This window comes from Desulfosediminicola ganghwensis (genome assembly GCF_005116675.2).
Classification (GTDB): domain Bacteria; phylum Desulfobacterota; class Desulfobulbia; order Desulfobulbales; family Desulfocapsaceae; genus Desulfopila; species Desulfopila ganghwensis.
On the sequence record NZ_CP050699.1, the window covers coordinates 1,625,496 to 1,646,912 of the forward strand.

General features: G+C 47.9%; 18 protein-coding genes. 5 read left to right on the top strand and 13 right to left on the bottom strand.

From position 1 onward, the window contains the following. Positions 1–157: 157 nt before the first annotated feature. A complete protein-coding gene (locus tag FCL45_RS06880) occupies positions 158–406 on the bottom strand; it encodes a hypothetical protein (protein ID WP_167495851.1) in 249 nt (82 codons plus the stop codon). Positions 407–542: 136 nt separating this feature from the next. Between FCL45_RS06880 and FCL45_RS06885 the strand changes: the two genes are divergently transcribed. Both FCL45_RS06885 and FCL45_RS06890 read left to right on the top strand, forming a co-directional pair. Then, positions 543–1,997, top strand: a complete 1,455-nt coding sequence (locus FCL45_RS06885; RefSeq protein ID WP_217907577.1) for an IS4 family transposase — start codon at positions 543–545, stop codon at positions 1,995–1,997. A gap of 953 nt (positions 1,998–2,950) precedes the next feature. Further along, positions 2,951–3,289, top strand: coding sequence for a tRNA-binding protein (locus FCL45_RS06890; RefSeq protein WP_136798952.1), 339 nt, complete (start codon positions 2,951–2,953; stop codon positions 3,287–3,289). A gap of 132 nt (positions 3,290–3,421) precedes the next feature. Here the strand turns inward: FCL45_RS06890 and FCL45_RS06895 are convergent, their stop codons facing one another. The 4 genes from FCL45_RS06895 to FCL45_RS06910 all read right to left on the bottom strand — a co-directional run bounded on the left by FCL45_RS06895 (position 3,422) and on the right by FCL45_RS06910 (position 8,778). Then, complete coding sequence (locus FCL45_RS06895) at positions 3,422–3,928, bottom strand: GtrA family protein (protein ID WP_136798953.1); 507 nt, start codon at positions 3,926–3,928, stop codon at positions 3,422–3,424. Positions 3,929–4,010: 82 nt separating this feature from the next. Beyond that, complete coding sequence (locus FCL45_RS06900) at positions 4,011–5,411, bottom strand: sensor histidine kinase (protein ID WP_136798954.1); 1,401 nt, start codon at positions 5,409–5,411, stop codon at positions 4,011–4,013. A gap of 5 nt (positions 5,412–5,416) precedes the next feature. After that, positions 5,417–6,088, bottom strand: a complete 672-nt coding sequence (locus FCL45_RS06905; protein ID WP_136798955.1) for a response regulator transcription factor — start codon at positions 6,086–6,088, stop codon at positions 5,417–5,419. Continuing rightward, the gene (locus FCL45_RS06910) at positions 6,085–8,778 is read right to left on the bottom strand and encodes a glycosyltransferase family 39 protein (RefSeq protein WP_136798956.1); all 2,694 of its coding nucleotides are present in this window, start codon (positions 8,776–8,778) and stop codon (positions 6,085–6,087) included. The genes FCL45_RS06905 and FCL45_RS06910 overlap by 4 nt, the downstream gene beginning before the upstream one ends. Positions 8,779–9,327: 549 nt before the next feature. Here FCL45_RS06910 and FCL45_RS06915 point away from each other — a divergent pair. After that, the gene (locus tag FCL45_RS06915; protein WP_136798957.1) at positions 9,328–10,863 is read left to right on the top strand and encodes a bifunctional GNAT family N-acetyltransferase/carbon-nitrogen hydrolase family protein; all 1,536 of its coding nucleotides are present in this window, start codon (positions 9,328–9,330) and stop codon (positions 10,861–10,863) included. Positions 10,864–11,104: 241 nt separating this feature from the next. Here FCL45_RS06915 and nikR read toward each other — a convergent pair whose 3' ends face one another. The 8 genes from nikR to FCL45_RS06955 form a co-directional block, all read right to left on the bottom strand. Next, positions 11,105–11,515 carry a nickel-responsive transcriptional regulator NikR gene (nikR, locus tag FCL45_RS06920; protein WP_136798958.1) on the bottom strand — a complete coding sequence of 137 codons (411 nt, stop codon included), beginning with the start codon at positions 11,513–11,515 and terminating at the stop codon, positions 11,105–11,107. A gap of 188 nt (positions 11,516–11,703) precedes the next feature. Continuing rightward, the gene (locus tag FCL45_RS06925; protein WP_136798959.1) at positions 11,704–13,086 is read right to left on the bottom strand and encodes an MFS transporter; all 1,383 of its coding nucleotides are present in this window, start codon (positions 13,084–13,086) and stop codon (positions 11,704–11,706) included. 441 nt (positions 13,087–13,527) lie between these two features. Next, a complete protein-coding gene (locus FCL45_RS06930; protein ID WP_167495857.1) occupies positions 13,528–14,202 on the bottom strand; it encodes a DNA alkylation repair protein in 675 nt (224 codons plus the stop codon). Positions 14,203–14,738: 536 nt separating this feature from the next. After that, the gene (locus tag FCL45_RS06935) at positions 14,739–15,623 is read right to left on the bottom strand and encodes an amino acid ABC transporter permease (RefSeq protein WP_136798961.1); all 885 of its coding nucleotides are present in this window, start codon (positions 15,621–15,623) and stop codon (positions 14,739–14,741) included. 344 nt (positions 15,624–15,967) lie between these two features. Next, positions 15,968–16,798, bottom strand: a complete 831-nt coding sequence (locus tag FCL45_RS06940) for a transporter substrate-binding domain-containing protein (protein ID WP_136798962.1) — start codon at positions 16,796–16,798, stop codon at positions 15,968–15,970. A gap of 79 nt (positions 16,799–16,877) precedes the next feature. Next, positions 16,878–17,699, bottom strand: coding sequence for an amino acid ABC transporter permease (locus tag FCL45_RS06945; RefSeq protein WP_228721452.1), 822 nt, complete (start codon positions 17,697–17,699; stop codon positions 16,878–16,880). A gap of 239 nt (positions 17,700–17,938) precedes the next feature. Beyond that, positions 17,939–18,613, bottom strand: coding sequence for a 4Fe-4S binding protein (locus tag FCL45_RS06950; protein ID WP_136798963.1), 675 nt, complete (start codon positions 18,611–18,613; stop codon positions 17,939–17,941). A gap of 178 nt (positions 18,614–18,791) precedes the next feature. Then, positions 18,792–19,682, bottom strand: a complete 891-nt coding sequence (locus FCL45_RS06955) for a helix-turn-helix domain-containing protein (RefSeq protein WP_136798964.1) — start codon at positions 19,680–19,682, stop codon at positions 18,792–18,794. Between the two features lie 146 nt (positions 19,683–19,828). On the opposite strand from FCL45_RS06955, the gene FCL45_RS06960 reads away from it, so the two are divergent. Beyond that, positions 19,829–20,776, top strand: a complete 948-nt coding sequence (locus tag FCL45_RS06960; RefSeq protein WP_136798965.1) for a ketopantoate reductase family protein — start codon at positions 19,829–19,831, stop codon at positions 20,774–20,776. A 185-nt stretch (positions 20,777–20,961) separates the two neighbouring features. Further along, on the top strand, positions 20,962–21,417 hold the full coding sequence (locus FCL45_RS06965; RefSeq protein ID WP_136798966.1) for a universal stress protein: 456 nt from the start codon (positions 20,962–20,964) through the stop codon (positions 21,415–21,417).

Consider the following 21,417-nt stretch of genomic DNA (forward strand, 5'->3'; position numbering starts at 1 on the left):
TTAGAGAGATCTTTCGTGGATAATTATGTTGATACCCGGCTACGAGTCGTGGTGGCGATATAGAAGGTTAGCAATCTGTTATCTTTCGATTAAATAGGGTCGTTCTGACCCTATTTAATCGCTCGCATTGTGAGGAGGCGGGGACGCCCTTAACTTATTAACTTAAAGTCAATAAGTACCCATTAATTTTTGCTATTCCTTCACCTCTGGCAACAGACTTACTTACTGCAACAGTAGAAATTCCCAGTCGTCGCCCAATTGAAGCCATGCTCTCTCCCAATTCTCGTACCGCCCAAAAACAGAGCAAGCTGCGGGCTGTTACCAACCTTTTATACTTCCCAGGTTGCCAGACCTCATGCACATCCATAGCCAACAGTTGTGCCACCTTTTGTGCAATAACATCCACATCAACCCCCTGGGCCTGTATATTTATTGGGGGCAGACCAGAATGGCGCTAGTTTAAGCGTGTTTTATAGGTGAAAAGCAACTGAATATATTGGCAAAAATTGGTATAATTTGCTATGCGAAACCAACACCAAATCATGCCAATGTTGCCCGGTTTTCACCTTCCCAAACGAGGTAGAAAACCTCATAGCCAACAACAAAAATTTGCTCGAAAAATCACTTCCCTCAGACAGAACTCTTTTAAACAGATAGGAGAGATTTTTGGGCAATTCATTCCCACGAAATTGCTCAAACAGGATCCTTCGGGAAAGATGAGCAGACGACGTTTGTTTACCAAGGAAAACACTTTTTGGTCCTTCTTAGGCCAAGTCCTTGATGCAGACGGTGGATGTAGAGAAGCTGTAAAAAAGTTGCAATCATATGCATCTAACCACGGCCTTCGGCTTCCATCATCATCTACCGCTTCATATTGCTGTGCACGTAAGAAATTAGATGAAAATCTGCTTGTTGAGGTGTTTCAACATACTGCTAAATGGTCCGGAGCACGACGTGCATCTCATTCATTAAATGATCGCCAGGTAATTGTTGTTGATGGGACAGGTGTTACAATGGCGGATACAGCAGAAAATCAAGAGCTTTGGCCACAGTCATCGAACCAGAAACCAGGATGCGGCTTCCCCTCAGCACGAATATGCGCATACTTTTCATTGCAAACCGGAACAATGCTCAGCTATGCCATCGGTAATAAAAAGAGTAACGAACTTCCATTGTTCCGTAAGCAGTGGTCCACCTTTGAGGCTGGTGATATCTTTCTTGGTGATAAAGGTTTTTGTAGTTACTTCGATTTAGCCGAGCTGAAAAAACGCTGTGTTGATAGTGTGATAACACTTGCTCGTAGAAAACCAGTCGGTAGGAAAAACTGCATTAAAGAATTCGCTCCTGATGATCTACTGATTGAATGGAAAAAACCAGTATACAGGGAAATGGTGTCGTATTCGCGGAAAACCTGGGAGGACCTTCCCGACAAACTCGTTATGAGACAAATCAAAGTAAAGGTGACTCAATCAGGGTTTAGAACAAAAGAATTTCATATTGTTACCACGCTAATCGATCAAGATCAGTACCTGAAAGACGAAATTGCAGCGTTATACCTTAAGCGTTGGGATGTCGAACTTTTCTTTCGTGATATCAAGACAACGATGGGATTTGATATCCTCCGGTGCCAATCGCCTGAAATGATAAAGAAAGAAATTTTAATGTACTTCATAGCGTACAACTGCATCCGGCGCATAATGTTACAAGCGACACAGCTGGTAGACATTGATATCCGGTCTATCAGTTTCAAAGGAAGTCTACAGGCTATTAGAAGTTGGGAACCACGGTTGGGGTCCTCTAGGTTGAGCACAAATGAAAGACAAAACATGCTCTCAGATTTATCCTTTGTCGTGGCTCGTTGCAAAGTTTTCGACAGGCCTGGACGAAGCGATCCGCGGTGTCTTAAGCGAAGACCAAAACCTTATCAGTTACTCAACAAACCTAGAAGTGAAATGGTCGAAATACAGCATCGGAGCAGATATGAAAAAAAGGCTTAAACTAGCGCCATTCGGGGCAGACCACGTTTTCATCACAATGAAACCTGTTTATTTCTATTGGTGTAAAATGGAATGATAATAATCCTGATCATCAATTCTCTCCTAAAGTGCACGTTGCAACTATGATTGACCAATAGAGAGGAAAAATGGTTGCAATATATTTCCAAGAACCAGCAGTATTTCGGTGCCGGCCCACGTTCTCTCGATGAGGTGTTCCCGATTTCATAAAGCTTTCCATGTATGCCTATCGATTACTTAAGATGCGAACCTTCAGTCCCATCTTTCTCTTTAACCAAGCAAATGCATTCCGTTAATTTAGGCTTACATGTTAGCTGATTATGTTCATATAGGACGGAAAGTATATCCTGCAACATACTACAGCTACAGGAGGCGCTGTTTTGATTTTTGCCGTATTTTTAGTGCATTCAGGATGATAAAATTTAGAACTAGCTTTATCTTTGCATAATATGCTGAAATAGCATGAATAATTATTTCTAACACGAATTCATTTGTGGTCGCTGGGTAAACAAAAGGCAAAACTCATAGTTGGATATTGCTCATTCATTGATTCCGTTGGGATTGCCGGTTTTTGGTTTATTACAGTTACTAAAATTGGAGTTCCCTGAATGGGCTGAAATTAGATTTTTGAAGTGGGTGGTCAATTTTGTTCAAGACAAGGTTTATCTGTATTTTGTAAACTCTTGGTTAATGAAAATAATATTGGAGCATAAGTCGTTAATGTGAATATTCATTCTTTAGCTTGTTGCCTGGGGTAGCCACTAACTGAAATTCATTAGGGTTGTGTTAGGAAATTGGAACGACACCGACCGAGGGTTAGGTTGGCGTCGATATTATGACCTGGTTAATGATCAGAATCTGGAAGGTATTAAAGTTCATATTTCATTCTTGAACATCTGAACAATAGAATTGGAGAAACGGAAAGGATACTCATTATGGAACAGATCAGCTGGAGCGATTTTGAAAAAGTGGAGTTGAGGGTTGGCAGGATTATCGAGGCGGAGGTGTTTGCCGAGGCGAGAAAACCAGCCTATAAACTGCAGATAGATTTTGGCGAGGAGATCGGCATCAGGAAATCGAGCGCCCAGATTACCGAACATTACGCCGCCGACGAACTGGTTGGCAGGCTGGTGGTGGGGGTGGTGAATTTCCCGAAAAAGCAGATCGGTCCGTTCATGTCCGAGTGTTTGACCACCGGCTTTTATGATGCAAACGGCAACGTGCTGCTCTGTACTCCGGATGGGGAGGTGCCACTGGGGGCGAAGTTGCTGTAACTTCTTTTCTGCGGTTTCTGAAGGGTTTCAGGGGAGTAAGGAGCTAGAAAGAAAACCTGTCGATTTACTCTGTGTTCATCTTCCTGCGCGGCATAGGCAGCTCAGGATGATGAACACGGATATCATCCAATCTCAAGCAGGAATGTCGAGCCTCGTTTTACCCGCTCTTTCCTGTTTTGCCCCTCCTTCTTCATTGCTGAAGATAAGGTAATTATTTACCAGATAATTTATGGCAAAAGCGGAGAGTATTCCGCTGCTCTGGGCAAGCAGATAATGGGTGCCGGCATCCGCGAAAAAAAGTGAGACGTAGACGTTCACCACCAGCGTTCCCAGCGAGAGGGTATTGAAATGGACGAATCTCCTGAGCAATGATCCGTTGTGGTTTCGTGCGCCGAAGGTCCAGTAATTGTTCAGTAAGAAATTGTGAATAATGCTGATTTCAGTGGCGATTGCCGAAGCATACAGGTGGCTCACGGTGAAAACTTCGACCATTGCAGCCATAATGACCAGATTGAGAAGTGTGCCGATCACGCCGACTGCAGCAAACTTTATGAAATCACTTTTCAGGTAACTGCTGAATGAGAGACGGAGCTTTTGGGTTGAGAGGTAAATGGGCTGGTGTTGACGGTGTACTTTCATAGTAAAATTCCGAACATTTCCTTATCGTTTATTCATTAACTGGTGGCTGTTCAAAGTTGTGTCAGTAGGTCAGGCCTGGTGCTCAACCGCCATCCGGAAATGTTATGGTAAAGGTTGTCTGCTTCTGGTCGCTTGTAACCGTAATGGTACCGCTGTGCATTTCCATGATTCGCTGGGCGATGGTCAGGCCGAGACCACTGCCTCCATAGGCCTGGGAACGGGATTTTTCCACACGGTAAAACTGTTTGAATATATTCGGGATGTCGGCTGGTGGTATGACAGGACCACTGTTGCTTAAGGATATGACCAAAGAGCCCTTACTTTTCTTGCCGAGGATCTGTAAGGTGCCATTCCTGTCATGATTGTACTTTATTGCATTGTCGATCAGGTTGATGAAAAGACGTAAGAATTTCTCCTGATCAACCTTGACTGTAAGCTGAGGGAGCGAGGTGGTTACGGTTATATTTTTTTCACGTATCACCTCTCGGTAATCTTCGAGAATTGCTGTGATCAGTTGCGGTATATCAACATGTTCCCGATGCACTGTATCCCGTTGTTCCAGCCTGGCAATATTGAGCAGATCACGAATCAGTTTGTTGAGTCGCTGCATGCAATAGAGCTGTTTTTCAAGGTTGGCCCTGGCGTCTTTTTCGAGGTCTCCCGCCAGCATTTCTTCGTGGCCAAGCATGAGAATGGTCAGCGGGCTTTTCATTTCGTGGGCTGCATTTCCCACAAAGTCTTTTTGCCGGTTGAAGGAATGTTCCAGCCGATCAAACATTGAATTGAGTGAGGCTGAAAGTTCATAGAGCTCGTCTCTGCTTTTGCCCAGCGGGATGCGCTCATCGAGTGAGCTTTCCCTGATCCGCGTAATCCTGCGATTGATGATCGAGATCGGGTGCAGCAGTCTGCCAGCCACAAAATACGCTGTGGCAATAATAAGCAATACTGTCAGCAGCAATGAACCGATCAGGCCGTACAGTATCTCACCTAACTCGGCATCCCAGAGCAGTACCGGTTTGGCGATATGAACGGTGATTGTTTCCTTGCCGATTTCATGACGGAACATCCGGACACGAAAATTTATTTGATCTCCGGAAATATCATCTGCCTCATCAAGGGGAATTTGAAAATGTTCAATGGGGACTGTTCGGGTAACAAAATATGCCTTATCAGTATCGGCAGGAGGAAGCTCGGTAAGTTTGGCGAATTTACTGCGAAAAAGTGTGCCACTGATATCACTGTCTATTTTCAGCCAGTAGCCATGATTAAGAAGTTCCAGATCCCCCTCCGATTGCAGAAAGAGTGTGCCATTCTCATCGTAGTGCAATTTTGAAAAAAGAAGTTCTGCAATGTCTGCCAGCTCGTAATCGAGCATTTCATAAATTTCTTCTCGTATTTCGCGATAAAAGTGGCTTGAGAAAAACATCACACAAATAAACGACGCCAGCGATATAAGCGCTGTAAACTTAGTCCTGACCTTCATGTACGCTACCCTTCCAGTCGATAACCGAAACCGCGCACTGTGACAATGAGCTGCGGCATATTGTCTGCTGTAAGCTTCTTTCTGAGATTTTTTATGTGTACATCAATGAAGTTGGACATGCTGAAAGAGTCGAAATCGTCGCCCCAGACATGTTCTGCAAGTGTAAAACGTGAGACGGCTCTGTTTTTGTTGTGGAGCAGGAATTCGAGTATGGCAAATTCCTTGGAAGTGAGACTGACCGGACTACCGTTTATCTGCACTTCCCGGCTGACTGTATTCAACTGCACATGGCCGGCCTCGATGGTTGAGCTCGAGGCACTGCCGCGCCTGAGCAACGCCCTGACCCGTGCAAGCAGTTCAGCGAGTGAAAAGGGTTTGGCCAGATAATCATCGGCGCCAAGATTCAGGCCGTGAACTTTATCATCGATGTCACCCTTGGCTGTCAGCATCAGGATGGGGGTGGCAATGCCGGCAGCCCGAACCTCCCTGAGGATTTGCAGACCATCGATATGTGGCAGCATGATATCAAGGAGGATCAGGTCATAGTTGTCATCCCAAACCTTATCCAGTCCTTTAGCCCCGTCTGAAGCGGTCGTCACCTTGTAATGTTCTTTGTTCAGGACGCTGGCCAGCCGTTCGAGGAGATCCGGTTCGTCGTCTATAATCAGGATGTTCATAACAGGTTGTTTCCTATCTCATTTACCATGGTCAGATCTTTCTGAATGGCCAATGAGTTTGTTTCCACACGGGTGAGTTGCGAATGGCTTTCTGTTGAATCCCAGTTGTACCCGGATAGCAGGCGATAATAATAATGCCCCGCGGGTTTACCCTGTTTTTCCACGACCAGTTCCTGGATAGCGCCTACTTTTTCACATTTGTTGGTGAACCTGTTTTCCGCCAGCATATCCTTTTTATGGGCAACTGCCAGGATGTCCTTGTTGTCGGCCATGGTCGGCGGATGCCAATAGTTATACATCAATGCGCCACTGCCAAATATCTGGCGTCCTGTTGTTTCAGCGACAGATTCAGCGACATCGGCCTCCGGAAGGGGCTTGCTTCGATAGAAGGCCAGCCCGCTGGCAATCTGGTAGTGATCCATGCCGACCACCAACGGTTTGTGTCCCTGTTGTTCAGATACTTTCAGTACCTGTTCATCGACCTGCCGGGCAAGGTCATCCCAGCCAAAGAGAAAGGCCACATTGCGGAAGGGAACACCAGGAATGCCGATTGCGCTGTAATGGAGCAGTCCACCATAGCACAGCACCATTATGATAAGAGTTTTTGGCCACATTCCAGCAACAGCTCTGTTGAACTTGGTGTTGCGACTGAACATGGCCGAGGCCATAAAAGGGATTACCGACAGCCACAGGGGGCCGGTCCAGTTCACTTTTACTTCCTTGGTAATGCTTACCAGAATGAAGATTGATAATGGAACCAGAAGCATTGTCAATCCAAAAAGACGTTGTCTGTTGAATTTGTTGTTAAGGTGGATGCTCGTTTGACCTTTGGAAAACCAATCACCCCAGGCGGAGAGCACCGCCAGAAATCCTGTGGGGGTGATCAGTAACAAAATACTCGCCAGCAGTTCATGAGTGGAAAATTCTGACGATGCCTGAAGACGTTCCTGGCTTTGGAAAAGAAAAGAAGCCCATTCGTGCTGGGAATTCCACCAGATGACCGGTGAAAAAATGCTGAGGGCGAGAAGGGCGGCGAGGTATGGTTGAGGGCGGAGAAAATACCTTCTGGCCGAGGAGTCAGCCAGCATGAAGAGAATGATGGCCGGAGCAAGAAGGGCGATGGTGTATTTGGAGGCCAGGCCGAGGCCAAGAAAGATTCCAGCGCCATACCAGGCTTTTTCGCGGTTCTGGACAAGGGCGAGATAGAGATAATACAAGGCGCCGGCCCAGCAGGCGATCAAGGGTGCGTCCGGAGTGCTGAGCAGGCCGGTGCAAAAGAAAATCGGCAACACGGCGACCAGCAGCACAGCTCTGAACGCAGTCTCTTCTTCAAACATTCTGGTGCTGAGCCGAAAGGTGAAAAAGGCGGTGACGAACCAGCACAGGAAGGTGAGGAACCTCACTCCCAGTTCGCTGTTGCCGAACAGCAATGTCCCTCCCCGGATCAACAGGGCGACCATTGGTGGATGATCGAGGTAGCCCGGTGCCATATGTTGCGCATAATTCCAGTAGTAGGCCTCTTCCTGCAGGAGTTCGATGTCACCGAGATATACCAGACGAATTATCACAGTGTAGAGGATCAGGCTGCCGCCAAACCAGCGCCAGTAGGCAGGGCGGTTCCGGAGTGGTTGCAAGCTGGTTCTGCTCAGGATAACCGCTGCTGTGAGGCAGCATAGTGTGCAGAGATATTGTGTTACCATGGCCGTGGTCTCAGCCTGGAACAGCGGTAGGGCCAGGACTCCGTCGCGAAGAAACAATCCCAGCAACAGTACCGACAAAAAGGTCAGGTAGTTGGGACCGTTGGTGTTTTGGGCTTTGTAAACTCCGGAATCGGCCGTAACGGGAAGAATGAAATAGCAGCAATGGGCGGTGATGAACAGGCTGATAAAGCTGGCGGTCGTCTGCTGATACCCGTGTCGGGACATAAAACCGGACAGAAAGAGATCACAGAGTCCCAAAGAGAGCACCAGGAGCAGGAGCGGCAAAGTTTTCCGGGGCTCTATTCTGCCTGCAGTAAGGCGTGACAGTTGCGACAGGTATTGACCGAGTATTGAATAGTTCATCTTGGAGCTGCCACTGAAGCGGTCTTGAAATACTATGGGAACTTCCTGAACCCTGGGAGGCTGTTTGCTGCCGGCTAGTATTTCCAGGCCGATCTTGAACCCGGAAAGATCATTGGTAACCGCGGTGATATACCTTTTGTGAACTGCGAAAAAACCGGCTAACGGGTCCCTGACCCCTGTTAAAATCCTGGCCGGTAGGGATGCCAGTTGTGAGGCGGCTTGCCGGTACTGCGGCCATCCTGGCGTTGCGCCACCGGCGGTATAGCGGCTGCCGATACACATCTCACACTCATCAGCCATGATGGGTGCGATCAGCTCCGGGATAACTTCCGGGGGGTGACTGAGGTCTGCGTCCATCACCACGATCAGGTCGTTGCTGGCGGCTTCGGCGCCTCGTACCACTGCCCCGGTCAGGCCCCGCTCCGTATCACGGCAGATGAGACGAACATCAAGAATTCCTCTGTACCCCTCAATTATTTGCCGGGTATGGTCTTTGGAGCCGTCATCGACGAAAAGTATTTCCGGTGTCATGCCCTGTTGTTGCATCAGCTTTTCAAGGCGATGCAACAGCGGCTCAATATTTCCGGCTTCGTTCAGTGTTGGGATAATAATGGAAAAAGTGTGCATACAATCTTCACTCTTTAAATTTGATTTTGGTATTTACCACTAAGTGGGCAACTGGTTTCCGGCTTAGGGTAGTTGATGTAAATGAAGGGAAGATGAAGAGAACGTGCAGGGGGGGAGAACAAAAAATGAGGATATTCCTTGAATGTCCAGGGAGAGGGGGTGAATCAGAACAAGGGCGAACCGGGGTATGAAAAGAGGTCAGTGATTACATAGGCAGCTTTCACCTTACAACAGGCTTCCTTTAAACAGCCTTTTAAAGCTTTAAAACCTCCAACGTCCCATCTCCTACGTCCAACGAGTTTGTCGAACGTGAAGTTCGTCCAACGCGCAGTTCGTCCGACCTATCCCCTGTCAAATTCGGACTAATAGTATGCTCTCGGTATAAAAAAATCCAGCCACGCAGATTTTACTTTACCTAATTCTGGTTTTGCATGTATGGAGATGCAAGAGCAGCAGTGAAAATGGAATGAATCGCGAAGATTTCGGAGTTTAGAGAATACGCACATATGTTTCAATGTTCCCCGGATTGGATGGGAGGAGGCTGTAACGATGTCACATGATATTGAGCACAAATTGAAACTCAGGCATCTGCAATTGGATGACTATGAGGCAGTTCGGGATATAAGCGGGCGTGTATACAAGGGTGTTTCACCGCCATGGTCGCTAAAAACATTTACCAGGTTGATCGAAACGTTCCCGGAGGGGCAGGTGTGTATCGAAGATCATGGTACGCCTGTGGCCGTAGCTTTTTCCCTGATCATCGACTTCAGTGTTTTCGGCGACAATCATTCCTACGAACAGATTACAGCCGATGGAACCTATACCACCCATGATGTGGAAGGAGACTACCTGTACGGTATTGAAGTTATCGTTGACCCAGAGTTTCAGGGGTTGCGACTCGGTCGTCGGCTCTATGATGCCCGCAAGGAGCTGGCGGAGAACCTGAACCTCAAGGGAATCCTCATCGGTGGCCGCATCCCGGGCTATCATAAATACTCCGAGCAGATGACACCCCAGCAGTACATTATCAAGGTCAAAAATCAGGAGATCTACGATCCTGTACTTACCTTCCAGCTGTCCAACGGCTTTCATGTCAGAAACCTGCTTGACGATTATTGGCCGGAAGATCATCACTCAAAGGGTAATGCGGTGTTGCTCGAATGGATCAATATCTACTACCAAAAGAAGACCAAACTGATAGGCAGGACCCAATCCATTGCCCGAATCGGCGTGGTGCAGTGGCAGATGCGGCGCTTCGATTCCTTCGACGACTTCATGCAGCAGGTTGAGTTTTTTGTTGATACGGTCAGCGACTATAAGTCGGACATCGTCCTCTTTCCAGAACTCTTTAACGCCCCGCTCATTCATACCTATGAAGGTAACAATTCCATGGAGGCCATGCGGATGCTGGCCGGATACACGGAGGACTTCCGGCAGGCCATGACCGAGATGGCGCTGAGCTACAATATTAATATCATCACCGGCAGCGTGCCGCAGATTCGTGACGACGGCAAGCTCTACAACGTCAGTTATCTCTGCCGACGCGATGGTACCTGGGATTACCAGTCGAAACTGCATATCACCCCGGATGAAGACCGCAGCTGGGGATTCACCGGCGGGCATGATCTCAAAGTATTTGATACCGATGTCGGCAAGATAGGTATATTAATTTGCTACGATGTGGAATTTCCTGAACTGGCGCGGCTGCAGGCAGCCAATGGCATGAAAATGCTGTTTGTGCCTTTCTGGACCGATACCAAGACCGGTTATCTCCGAGTGCGGTGCTGTGCCCAGGCCCGGGCTATTGAAAATGAATGTTTTGTTGCCATCTCCGGCAGTGTCGGCAACATCCCGAAAGTTGAGACCATGGGCATACAATATTCACAGTCGGCCATCTTCACGCCGTCGGATTTCTCCTTTCCCCACGATGCCATTGCCTCGGAAGCCACCCCGGGTATCGAGACCACCCTCATTACCGATCTCGATCTGGATCTTATTAAAGAACTGCGATTCAAGGGCAGTGTCCGCAATGCCTTGAGCAGGCGAACAGACCTGTATCAGTTGCGCTGGATAGGAGACGAATGACATCAGCCTGTGGCAGGTTACATACAGGGTGACCTGCCAGAGTATTCAAGGGCTCTCAGGACCGGCCTGAAAGCTTGGAATAATGCCGTGATGGTAAGGGCGGGCATGAGTGGTTAGGCCCATGAGGTTCCTTGATTGAAGCTCAAGGTATACTGATGCCAAAGAGACTGTGCAGCCTGTTAAAAAGGTTGAGAGCATAAAAGTCATACGCCTCAATCCTTACACCTGCCCCTTCACGTTTTCAATGCAGTGCTTTCCCCGTGCTGCTCATCGCCAGATTACCGTCACGTACGCCGCGCAGGGAGATCAGTCTGTCGGCCAGATCCTGTACCTCTTTGGCCTTGCCCTTGACGATAATAACTTCCAGGCAGTTGTGGTGATCCATGTGCACGTGGGTGGTGGAGACGATATGATGGTGGTAGTCGTGTTGGACCTCTGTCACCTTTTCCTGCAGTTTATGCTGGTGGTGGTCGTAGACCAGACTGATGACGCCCATTATCTGTCTGTCTTCCTCCCACTCGGTTTTCACGAAGGCTTTGCGAATGAGATCCCTGATCGCCTCCGAGCGGTTGCTGTAACTCCGTGCCTTGATATGCTCATCAAAGATTTCGAGAAGATTGTCTTCAAGGGAGATTGAAAAACGTTTGAGCATTGAGGCGACCCCTCCTTAGGGCAACGAATTAACAGTTGGACCTTCTTTCTTGTGAGAACTTCAGGCCAGGGATTTTCTCAGGGGCAGACCACCTGGAGAGTATGGCTCTGAACAATTACTACAACTCGACACTGTAGCATATCTTGTTGCAGAGTCCTAGCGTGATCGGTTGAGATTTCTTCTGATTTTCAGCCGCGACGTTTATGGTTGGAGACGTTTTTCAGGCTATGCCTCAAAAAGAATATCAGCAGGACAAAGAGCGCGAGAGTGTACCACGGTGTCCAGCCCACGGCGGAGATAAAGCTCTGGGCCTCAACCATCTCCTCAGACCATTCCGGGTGATGAGCGCCGGTGCGCGCCCGTGTCTGCTGCATCAACACGGCAAAGAAAACACCAATCAGGCCATAACCCAGATTAAACACCAACCCCTTGAAGCTGAGTACCGTGGCTCTTTGGTCAGAGCTGGTGACGCGGTTCAGGTAGTGGCTGGTAAAGAAACTGACCATCATCAGTCCGATCGAGACAAAAGCCACCGGCAATACACCGAAATAAGGCACGAAAAGCGACAACAGAAAGAGCCCGACGATGGAGAAGCCAAAAAGGAAGAATACGTTTTGCGTGGGGGTGAAACGTTCGACCATTTTCTCGCAGATTTTCGGGACTACCAGGCCAAGTAAAGACATGGTCGCCAGGATCAGACCGAAGCTTGCCTCGGGCAACTGGATGAGCCGGAAGTATTGACTGGTCATGGTTATCAGCAGTCTCAGCACATGATCGTAGAACATACCGCAGAGAATAACCGCGGTAGCGAAAGGAGTCTTTAATATCCAGACGCATGCCTTTCCCGTAATCTTCAGGGCTTCGGTCATGTTTTTTGAGAAACTGCCATGGCTGTTATGTTTCTGGTAGTTTTCGGCTGGGTCGTGGAACATCAGGGAAACAGCAGTCGCCATAAAAGCCAGCACCAGGGTCAGAAAGACCGGGTAGCGCATGGAATCCTGCTGGGTGACGGTGGCGGTGGAACCGACCAAGCTGAGCAATCTGTTGATTACAGCCGGGTCATAAACCAGGGCGCCCGTGGTGGCAGTAAGCAGCCCGACCAGCGCTTTTAAGCGCATCTGAAGACTCAGCACTTTGGGCCAGCAATCGCGCATATTGTTGTTGGCGAGAGTGTCATAGGCCAGGGCCTCATCGGCACCGCTGGCCATGGCTTCGGCTAAGCCGCTGATTACGCGATTGAACATGAAGGCGTAAAAAACCAAAGTGATATTGTGCAGCGGCACGAAAGCGATCACACCAAGTTCGAAGATCATCAGGAACGAGGTCGTCACAATGAGCTTTTTCCTGCCGAGAATATCAGCCAGTGCGCCGGAAGGGACTTCTGCGGCGACGATGGTTATGGCCCAGACCGTGTTTAACAGAGCGAATTGCTCAATTGTCAGACCGTAGTCAAGAAAAAGAATTGTGAAAACAGGGTAATAGAACCGTGCATTGAAAAGAATCCGAAAAGCCAGGAACAGCTTGATATTTTTGAGCGCAAAAGGAGAACCTGTTGTACAGCCATTGGCCATGATCGATCCGTGCAAACTGTGATTTGTTGATATTATTGCGACTTCGGTCCAGCAATTACAATAATCTTTCAGCCGGGAGATTTCATGAAAAAATCAGCAATGTTAGAGGAGAAGGGAGGATGTTGTTGGAATGATGGTTGTAACTGACGAAATTTTTAATTGAAAAGGTGGGTAGTGTGAGGTGAGTGGAGGGAGATGAGAGTTGGGAGGTGGGAGGTGGGAAGGCTGGTCTTTGTAGATAGCCAGATCGACGCCGGCTTTCACCTCCCGCCTCACTGTTGAGGTAGAAACGTACCATATTGAAAGATGATACAGAATTCTGAACACTACCCTCGTTCCTCTTGCCTGTCTCCTGGTCTAGCCGAAACATATAGGACGGGATGATTAATAATATCCTGTTATCGTTGATCTTTGTTGTTGTTCGCAGCGCAGGGCAGCCAGTTATCTTTTAAGTCTGTTAATAACTTCCTTATGTTCTTTTGAGACCCGAAAACTCTCGCGGGATTTTTGTATAGCCTTGTTGTGGGTTGTATTATCAAGGCGGTTGTCTTTAAAGAATCGTATCGTATCTTCCGGGAATTTTGCCATGCATACCGAAATAAGCCACGCATTGGCCATATGTACATAATATCCCTGATGAGTCACGGCCTGGGAGAGGGTGAAGATTGTTTCGAGATTCTCCTTTTGCATATAATGGGCTAGAAGAATCACAAGTGCCGCGCGAACAAAAAACTCTTTCTCTGATTGCAGCCAGAGCCTGACAATATCAAGAACCACCTCTTTTTCATGAGCGATATTTTTATAGTCGCAGATGGTTGAGTCGACCTGTGCCCAGTTGTCAACTTTATCGAGGAATCTCTCAGTTAAGGGCAAAAGCTCTGAGAACGTTTTATCGAGATAGGAGAGTGTCATGCCTTCGAGCAATATCAGTTCATAGACATTATTCTTATCAGATTCGATAAACGTCAGTGCCTCTCCTTTGGCGATCTTTTTGGCAAGTTTTCGTAACGCGGGAACACGTACCCCGATGGTTGTTTGTCGGGTGGGAATAATTTTGGTATTGAACTTCTTGTATTGAGTGTCGGAGAGTTTCTCCAATTCTTGCATTACGTTCATCTGATTTCCTCTATACTGCCCGGTTGCGACAATTCGAGCCATGAGGTTTCCCTCCTGGCTGTTTCCATACGTGTACTGTCAGGCTGCGCGGCTTCGATAGCTGGCGGCCCACGCCAGTATTTGCCAAGCAACGGCACTATTGATATTAAATCGGTTTCCGACACATCGTCATCGTATGGTCAGTAGGTGGAGATACGGTACTATAATGATCGATTCGAACAGATTGACGAGATATATCTATCAGGTAACTGTATCGCTGCCAGCCAATTATCCGTCGGAGATTCGTTTACCGGGCAACGCTACAATGGAGTAAATGGAAGGTGTACTCCCAGATATTATGACGTGCGGAAATTGGCAAAATCTTCATGCTCTATAGAAATCCGGTAGGGGAACTATTCAATTTTTCAGGTGTATCATCCACCATAATTGTCTGGTCCAATCTTATTCCTTTTGTCTCTGTACCTTGTCCGGATTTTTAACCGGGACAGCCTCTAAGGTCGCTTGGTAAAGGCTCGGTGTATATCGTGCGCTGCGCACTATTTATAGGCTGTTTCCATTTTCTTCTCCAGCCTGCCCACCAAAAGAGATAAGCTCAGGCATACCAGCAGATACATGGCTGTGATGGTCAGCCACACCTCGATGGTAGCCTGGGTGGAGGCCATTACCTGCATGCCCTGAAAGGTGAGTTCCTGTATCGAGATGATGGAGACGATGGACGAGTACTTGATGGTGTTGATAAATTCATTTGCCAGTGGTGGCAGCATAATGCGGGTTGCCTGGGGCATGATGATATGGCGCATCTGCTGATATTTTGAGAGTCCCTGTGAGCTGGATGCCTCCCATTGGCCGGTATCGATGGATTGGATTCCTGCCCGCACGATTTCGGTGATATAGGCTCCCTGGAAGAGCCCGATGGTAAGTACTCCGGAGAGAAACGGGGTGATCAGTTGTGGAGTAGCAGTAAAAAAGGCGAGTTTATCCTGTAGCTCCGGGCCTGCGGTACGGTAAAAATCCTCGATGCCGAAGAGTGGTAAAAGCTGATCGCTGACGAAATAATAGAAGATAAAGACCAGGACCAGAGGCGGGGTATTCCTTATCAGCTCAACATAGCTTGTACCGATAAGGCGAAACACCAACCTTTTCGCAATACGCATCAGCCCCATGGCCACACCCATCACGGTTGCCAGCAGCATTCCCCAGATGCTGAGCCTGATGGTGGTAAAAAGCCCTTCCAGCAGGACATTGGCTCCCCAGCGGCCTGTCTCCTGATCTAGTCGGAACATATAGGTCGGGATGATCGACCAGTTCCAGTTATAGTTGAGCCCGTAAAACAACCGGTAGCCGAGAAAGCCGGCGAAACCAACAACCATGAGTATGGCTATCCAGTCGAGCAGGGTAAGTTTTCGTGTTTCGTGCTGCATGGGGAATGTCTTTCCAGCTGAACCGTTGGTGGTGTCGGTTGTTGATTGGTATTGGTGGCTTATGTTGCTTGTGAAAATGATCTGCGGAATTGGGCAGAAGGTGCGAATTTCTTTTCAGTTCAGGCAGCGTCAGGTTCGAAGTTTTGACTGTAAACTAGAGTTTGCCATGTGAGCAGTCAAAACACTGAAGAAGATGGCGCTGCATGGACTGTACCCCAAGACCATTTCTTTCAGGGCACCTTCGGTGAACATTATGGAGATCCGCTGCATGTACATTGAGGCCTTATGCATTCTTAACCCTGTATCAAATAGTGATCGCCATAATGTTCATAAGAAATTGGCAACTATTCTACCTGGCTTAACCAATCTTTGGTCCCAAACCAATACTGATGCTTCTCCTCAAGCCAACCTTCCATTTTCACACCGGTGATCCAGCTATTGAAATAGTTGAGGGTGTCCGGGTCGCCTTTTCGCATGGCAAAACCGATGGGCTCTTTGGTGAAGTTTTCGGCAAGAGGCAGAAACAGGCTGTCCGCATAGTCAACCGCTTCATAGGCTGGTTTAGGTGCAGAGCCAACAACCGCATGAACTTTACCGTTTCTCAGCTCCTGGTATGCCTGGGGCTCGTTATCAAACATTCTGAGCTGGGCGTTGGGCAGGTATTTCTTGGCGGCAGCGGCAGCGGTGGTGCCAAGTTTTACAGCAATCTGTACATCCTTTCTGTTGAACTGCTCAAGTGAGTTGAAACCTGCTGCCAGCTCCTTGTGGGCAACAATGGACATGCCGGAATAATCGTATGGTATGGAGAAGTTCACCTTCAGGGCACGCTTCGGGGTGATGCCCATGCCGCCGATGATAACATCAAACTTGCCGGTCAAAAGCGCAGGGATGATTCCGGACCAGGCGGTGGGAACGAACTCCACTTTCACGCCCATATCCTCAGCTAAACGCTTGGCTACATCGATTTCAAAACCGATCAACTCGCCATTTTTATCTTTCATTGCCCAGGGCTGAAAGATGTCCATGCCAACACGCAGAGTGCCGCGTTTCATGACCTGCTCAATTGTGCTGTCTTGAGCTAACTGCTGCTGGATGGACGCAGCAAAAGCTGTTCCACTTACGGACAGCAGCAATGCCAGGCTGAGTACCAGAGCGGATAATGTGGTTCTCTTCATCTGATTTCCTCCAGAATAAGGTTCTAGGATGTATTGGTTTAACATCAGTTTTTTTATGAAATAGCTCGTACACATCAAATCATGAGAGCTTCATTCGCAGCTCCATGACAGTGACCACCACTGAAAGAATCACGGTGATTACCAGATACATGGCGGCAACGGTGAACCAGATCTCAAAAGTCAGGTATGTTTCGGCGATAAGGGCCTGGGCCTGCATGGTCAGGTCGTAAATGGCAATGGTACTGACCAGGGCGGAATCTTTAATAAGCGAAATAGTCTGACTGGTGAGTGGCGGCAGCATGGTTCGCACAGCCTGGGGCAAAATGATATGACGATAGGTCTGGAAATTATTGTGACCAAGGCTGTAGGCTGCCTCATACTGGCCTTTTGAGACCGAAAGAATGCCTGAACGGAAAATCTCAGAGGCATACGCTCCCTCAAAAAGGCTCAAGGCAAGGATTGCCGCGGGAACTCTTTCAAGCCCAAGGACAGGGCCAAGTACGAAATATATAAAAAATATCTGGATCAGCAGCGGGGTATTGCGACTGGTTTCCAGGTATATTCGGGCAAGTGTGCTGGCAACAGGAGAGGAGGAAAGTCGAAAGATGGCCGTTACCAGACCTATGACAAGAGAGAAAATCAGACTAATAGCAGAAATTTTCAGGGTAATTTGCAACCCTTGGAGCAGTGGCCCTGCGGAGAAACCATTTTCGTCCCATGTGTAGATGAACTTGGGGATCTGGTACCACTGCCAGTTATAGCTGATATTGTCTATGCTTATGGCGGCAAGCCAATACAGTCCCCACACCAGCAGCAGAAACTGCATCACGTCAATGAGCGGTGAGCGCAATATGCTCCGCATCTGCTTAAAATAGAGCGACGATTTAGAAAGATTCTGCATGAACATTCAATGAATTCAGGAGCGGGAAGACTATGTAGGAATGAATTTTTTTCTCAATTATCAGAATCCTACATGAAATAGATACGAATTACCATCGTCAATTTCGCCAGCCATGTCTGGGGATTGGACTATTCCCCAGACCTTCGGTAGCTGTTTGCACGCTAATGAGTGGTACAGCATCTGATCACGACTAGCATGGTGACATAGTAGTCACTGAATTTGTTTAATAAAGGGTGTTTTTAGTCTTTATTAAAAACCTCAATGGCATTGGCCGGGCAGACTGTGTAACAATCTCCACACACATCACAGCGGGTCGGGTCGATGAGGTACTGTCCGGCAGATTCCGAAATGGCCTTAAACGAGCACCTCTCAAAACATTCCCCACAGTTGATGCATCCGTCGGAGATGCGTACTCCCCTGAATGGGTATTCCATAGCCCCGAAGGTAAAGCGGGTGCGTTTAAGTTTGTGATCCCGTTTTTCCATGGCAAAGTCAAAATCATAAATCTCACCAGCGGCACGGTAGAGGCAGAAGGTGGTCATTGCCGGATATTTCTCTATATCTTTGACCCCAAGCTCAAACATGCTGTTTGCAGCAGCTTTTTCTTTGAGCTGCTCCAGGCTGATTTCCTTGACACTACCTGAAACACTGATGGTGTAGCCCGGCTGAAAATAGGGCATACCATGTTCATCGTGACTAATAGCTGATACCGGGTAGATACCGCAGATCGCCACTTTACCCGATTCAACCAGCTGGGAGTAAAAGGGTTTGACCGTCATGGTCCTGAAATACAAGCCTTCACTGTCATGGGCGAAGAGATGGGCAATACGGGTACGAGGTTCACCATTTTCGACGGTCGCGAATGTAAGAGATCCGATTTGATCAAAGAGTTGGTAGATTCCCTGAATGTTCATAGTAACAACCTCAAGCTGGAATTATGGATTACTGTATCGTGTTTACTGCTCAGGTTTCATGAGATATTTCTTTATTTCGGCAAAATGCTCATGAGCTATCAGGGCTGGAGAATAATGGTAAAAGGTCAGTCGGCAAAGGTTGATGCGGGTAGGAAAATGGTAAATATGAGACAGATGTTTATTTTGTGAAATTTTTCCGGAATCGGGCCGGGGATTGCCCTGTGTGTTTTTTGAAGAACTTCACAAAATTTGTCGCTTCATCAAAACCGCATTGGTAGGTGAGTTCCTGTATTGGTTCAGAGGAGGTGGCCAGGTGCCTCTTAATTTCAAGGACCGTATAACTGTCGATAAATTCTTTTGCGGTACTGTTTGTCATGGCCTTGCATATTCTGCCAAGATGTTTTGTCGATTTGCCCAGCATTTCTGCATAGTCGACAACATTCCTGGTGCTGGAAAAGTGTTGCTCCAGAAGGGTTCTGAACAGTTCAAAGGTTGTAAACCACTCCAGGTTTTGGGGTGGGGTTGAAACACGGTGTTGAATGCGCTCGATCTTCAGCAGCAGCTGCTTCAGTTGGAGCCTGAGAATTTCTTCTTTGGCGAAATGGTCCGGGTTGCGGTATTCCCGTACCATCTGGTCAATGAGGCTGGCTATTTCTTCCCGTTCTGTGGCGGCAGGTTCTATAAGTGGGGAGCGGAGATGGTAGTTCATCAGCCGGTTCAGTGTCACGACATCATCATGGGTCATATTTTTTTCGAGGAAGGTATCGGTGAAGAGAAGTACCAGGCCGTCCACTTCAGGTTGAACTGTAAAAGCGTGAACCTGATTCTTGGAGACCATGAGCAGTGTACCCGGTTGATACGGGTATGGTTGAAAATCGATGTGGTGTTGGCCATGGCCCTTGGTTATCAGCAGGATCTGGTAAAAATTCACCCTGTGCGGTTTTTCCAATGGGTGCTCCAGCCTGTCTCTGCGGTTGAACAGGCCGGCAAGAGAAAAAATTTCAATCTGCAGTTCCTGTGCTCTTTTTTTGCAAAAATCGATGTGCGGTATATTCAGCTCAATGGACATGGTTCTGTGCCTGTTTCCATACTGGATTTGATTTCATCTCTTCCCGATTATAAAATTTAATCAGGAGTCCAACTGGATTTGCTGGGTCAAATTCATGGATAAATTACGCTGAATTTACCGAATAGGAAAGAGTTCAGGGAGTAACAATGAGAATAGTGATTGTTGGTGGTGGAGCAATTGGAAGACTTTTTGGTTCATATCTGGCGCGGGGGGAGAATGAAGTGACGCTCCTGGATACCGATGAACAGGTAATCGGCGCTATGCGGGATCAGGGCATAGGTGTGGTGGCGAGTGCCACGGACGATCCTGATGAGGTTACACCCGTGCCGGTAAGTGCTGTAACGGACGGTATGCTTATAAAGGAGTGCGATCTGGTCATGTTGATGGTGAAGTCGTTTGATACCAGATGTGCCACCAGGTCAGTGGCACATCTTATCGATGCGAACTGCCCTTTGCTCAGCATTCAGACCGGACTCGGCAATATCGAATTGATGGAAAAAGTTGTGCCCAAAGAGCATATTCTGGCTGGTTTCACCTTTAAATCCGGCACTGCTCTCGGGGGGGCCAAAGTGCGTTACGGCAGGGAGGGAAAAACGTATCTGGGTGAATTGAACGGCAAGGTCACCGAACGGGTTCAGAAAATCGCCAATGTTTTTGAACAGTGTGGTATCGAGACCAAAATCTCTCAGCGGATCGTTGGCAGATTGTGGTGTAAAGTCATCGTATTTTCGGCGATTAATCCTCTTTCTTCGTTGCTCAAGGTTCCAAACGGCTGCCTTACCAGCAAGATGGAGTCGATCACCCTGATGAAACGCCTTGTTGACGAAGGGAGGGCGGTTGCTGAGGCATACGATATTGATCTTGTGTACGACGATCTTAATGAACTGCTTTTTGAGGCGTGCCAGAAGAGTGCCAACAATCTCTCATCAATGCTCCAGGATATTTTAAATGACCGGCCAACGGAGATTGATGCCCAGAATGGTGCCATATGCCGCTTCGCAGCCAGGCGTGGCATAACGGTGCCTACCCATGAGACCATGGTGGAGCTGGTGAAATTGCTCGAAAAGTGGAGGCCTGGGATGGAGCAATTCTAGCAGAGAGCTATTTTTCTTCATCTCTTCGTTGTAGGGCAAAGAAATAATGCTCAACATATTACTCATATGCCTCCGCTTAATTTTCTACCTACGCCTCGACCTGAGAAAAAATAGCAATTCTTTACTGAATGCCGAAGGACAAGATGAGCTTGAAAATTATTTGTAAAGATCAAGGAGGGGATTGAATGGGAAACTGGAAGAAGTTCTTGCTGGCTGTGGATGGCAGTGAAAATTCCAGGCGAGCCGTAATCTACCTGAGCCACATAGCCCCTCTTGTTGAAGGTGTGGAAATCTGCGTGCTCAATGTCTACCCCCAACCACCACCGGATTATTATACGGAGGGCGGTCGTCTTGATCGATATCTGGAGATGCGTACCAACCGGGCCCGTGAGATGTTTGCGGAGGCCGAGGAGATACTCGTCGCTGCCGGTGTGGATAAATCGTCTTTGGATTTCGAAGTGCACATGGCTGAGGAATGCACCATCAGTGAAGTTGTCCTCAAGATACAGGATGAAGGCGACTATGGCACAGTGGTTGCCGGCAAGCGCGGGGTTTCAAAGGCCGAGGAGTTCCTGTTTGGCTCCATCTCCAATGCCCTGGCAAGGCACAGCAAAAAATTCACCTCCTGGATAGTTGGGTGA

What these genes read in the sequence shown, in the direction of transcription:
- FCL45_RS06885 (WP_217907577.1), top strand. Translation starts at nt 543, where the DNA reads ATGCCAATGTTGCCCGGTTTTCACCTTCCCAAACGAGGTAGAAAACCT.
- FCL45_RS06890 (WP_136798952.1), top strand. Translation starts at nt 2,951, where the DNA reads ATGGAACAGATCAGCTGGAGCGATTTTGAAAAAGTGGAGTTGAGGGTT.
- FCL45_RS06895 (WP_136798953.1), bottom strand. Translation starts at nt 3,928, where the DNA reads ATGAAAGTACACCGTCAACACCAGCCCATTTACCTCTCAACCCAAAAG.
- FCL45_RS06900 (WP_136798954.1), bottom strand. Translation starts at nt 5,411, where the DNA reads ATGAAGGTCAGGACTAAGTTTACAGCGCTTATATCGCTGGCGTCGTTT.
- FCL45_RS06905 (WP_136798955.1), bottom strand. Translation starts at nt 6,088, where the DNA reads ATGAACATCCTGATTATAGACGACGAACCGGATCTCCTCGAACGGCTG.
- FCL45_RS06910 (WP_136798956.1), bottom strand. Translation starts at nt 8,778, where the DNA reads ATGCACACTTTTTCCATTATTATCCCAACACTGAACGAAGCCGGAAAT.
- FCL45_RS06915 (WP_136798957.1), top strand. Translation starts at nt 9,328, where the DNA reads ATGTCACATGATATTGAGCACAAATTGAAACTCAGGCATCTGCAATTG.
- nikR (WP_136798958.1), bottom strand. Translation starts at nt 11,515, where the DNA reads ATGCTCAAACGTTTTTCAATCTCCCTTGAAGACAATCTTCTCGAAATC.
- FCL45_RS06925 (WP_136798959.1), bottom strand. Translation starts at nt 13,086, where the DNA reads ATGGCCAATGGCTGTACAACAGGTTCTCCTTTTGCGCTCAAAAATATC.
- FCL45_RS06930 (WP_167495857.1), bottom strand. Translation starts at nt 14,202, where the DNA reads ATGAACGTAATGCAAGAATTGGAGAAACTCTCCGACACTCAATACAAG.
- FCL45_RS06935 (WP_136798961.1), bottom strand. Translation starts at nt 15,623, where the DNA reads ATGCAGCACGAAACACGAAAACTTACCCTGCTCGACTGGATAGCCATA.
- FCL45_RS06940 (WP_136798962.1), bottom strand. Translation starts at nt 16,798, where the DNA reads ATGAAGAGAACCACATTATCCGCTCTGGTACTCAGCCTGGCATTGCTG.
- FCL45_RS06945 (WP_228721452.1), bottom strand. Translation starts at nt 17,699, where the DNA reads ATGCAGAATCTTTCTAAATCGTCGCTCTATTTTAAGCAGATGCGGAGC.
- FCL45_RS06950 (WP_136798963.1), bottom strand. Translation starts at nt 18,613, where the DNA reads ATGAACATTCAGGGAATCTACCAACTCTTTGATCAAATCGGATCTCTT.
- FCL45_RS06955 (WP_136798964.1), bottom strand. Translation starts at nt 19,682, where the DNA reads ATGTCCATTGAGCTGAATATACCGCACATCGATTTTTGCAAAAAAAGA.
- FCL45_RS06960 (WP_136798965.1), top strand. Translation starts at nt 19,829, where the DNA reads ATGAGAATAGTGATTGTTGGTGGTGGAGCAATTGGAAGACTTTTTGGT.
- FCL45_RS06965 (WP_136798966.1), top strand. Translation starts at nt 20,962, where the DNA reads ATGGGAAACTGGAAGAAGTTCTTGCTGGCTGTGGATGGCAGTGAAAAT.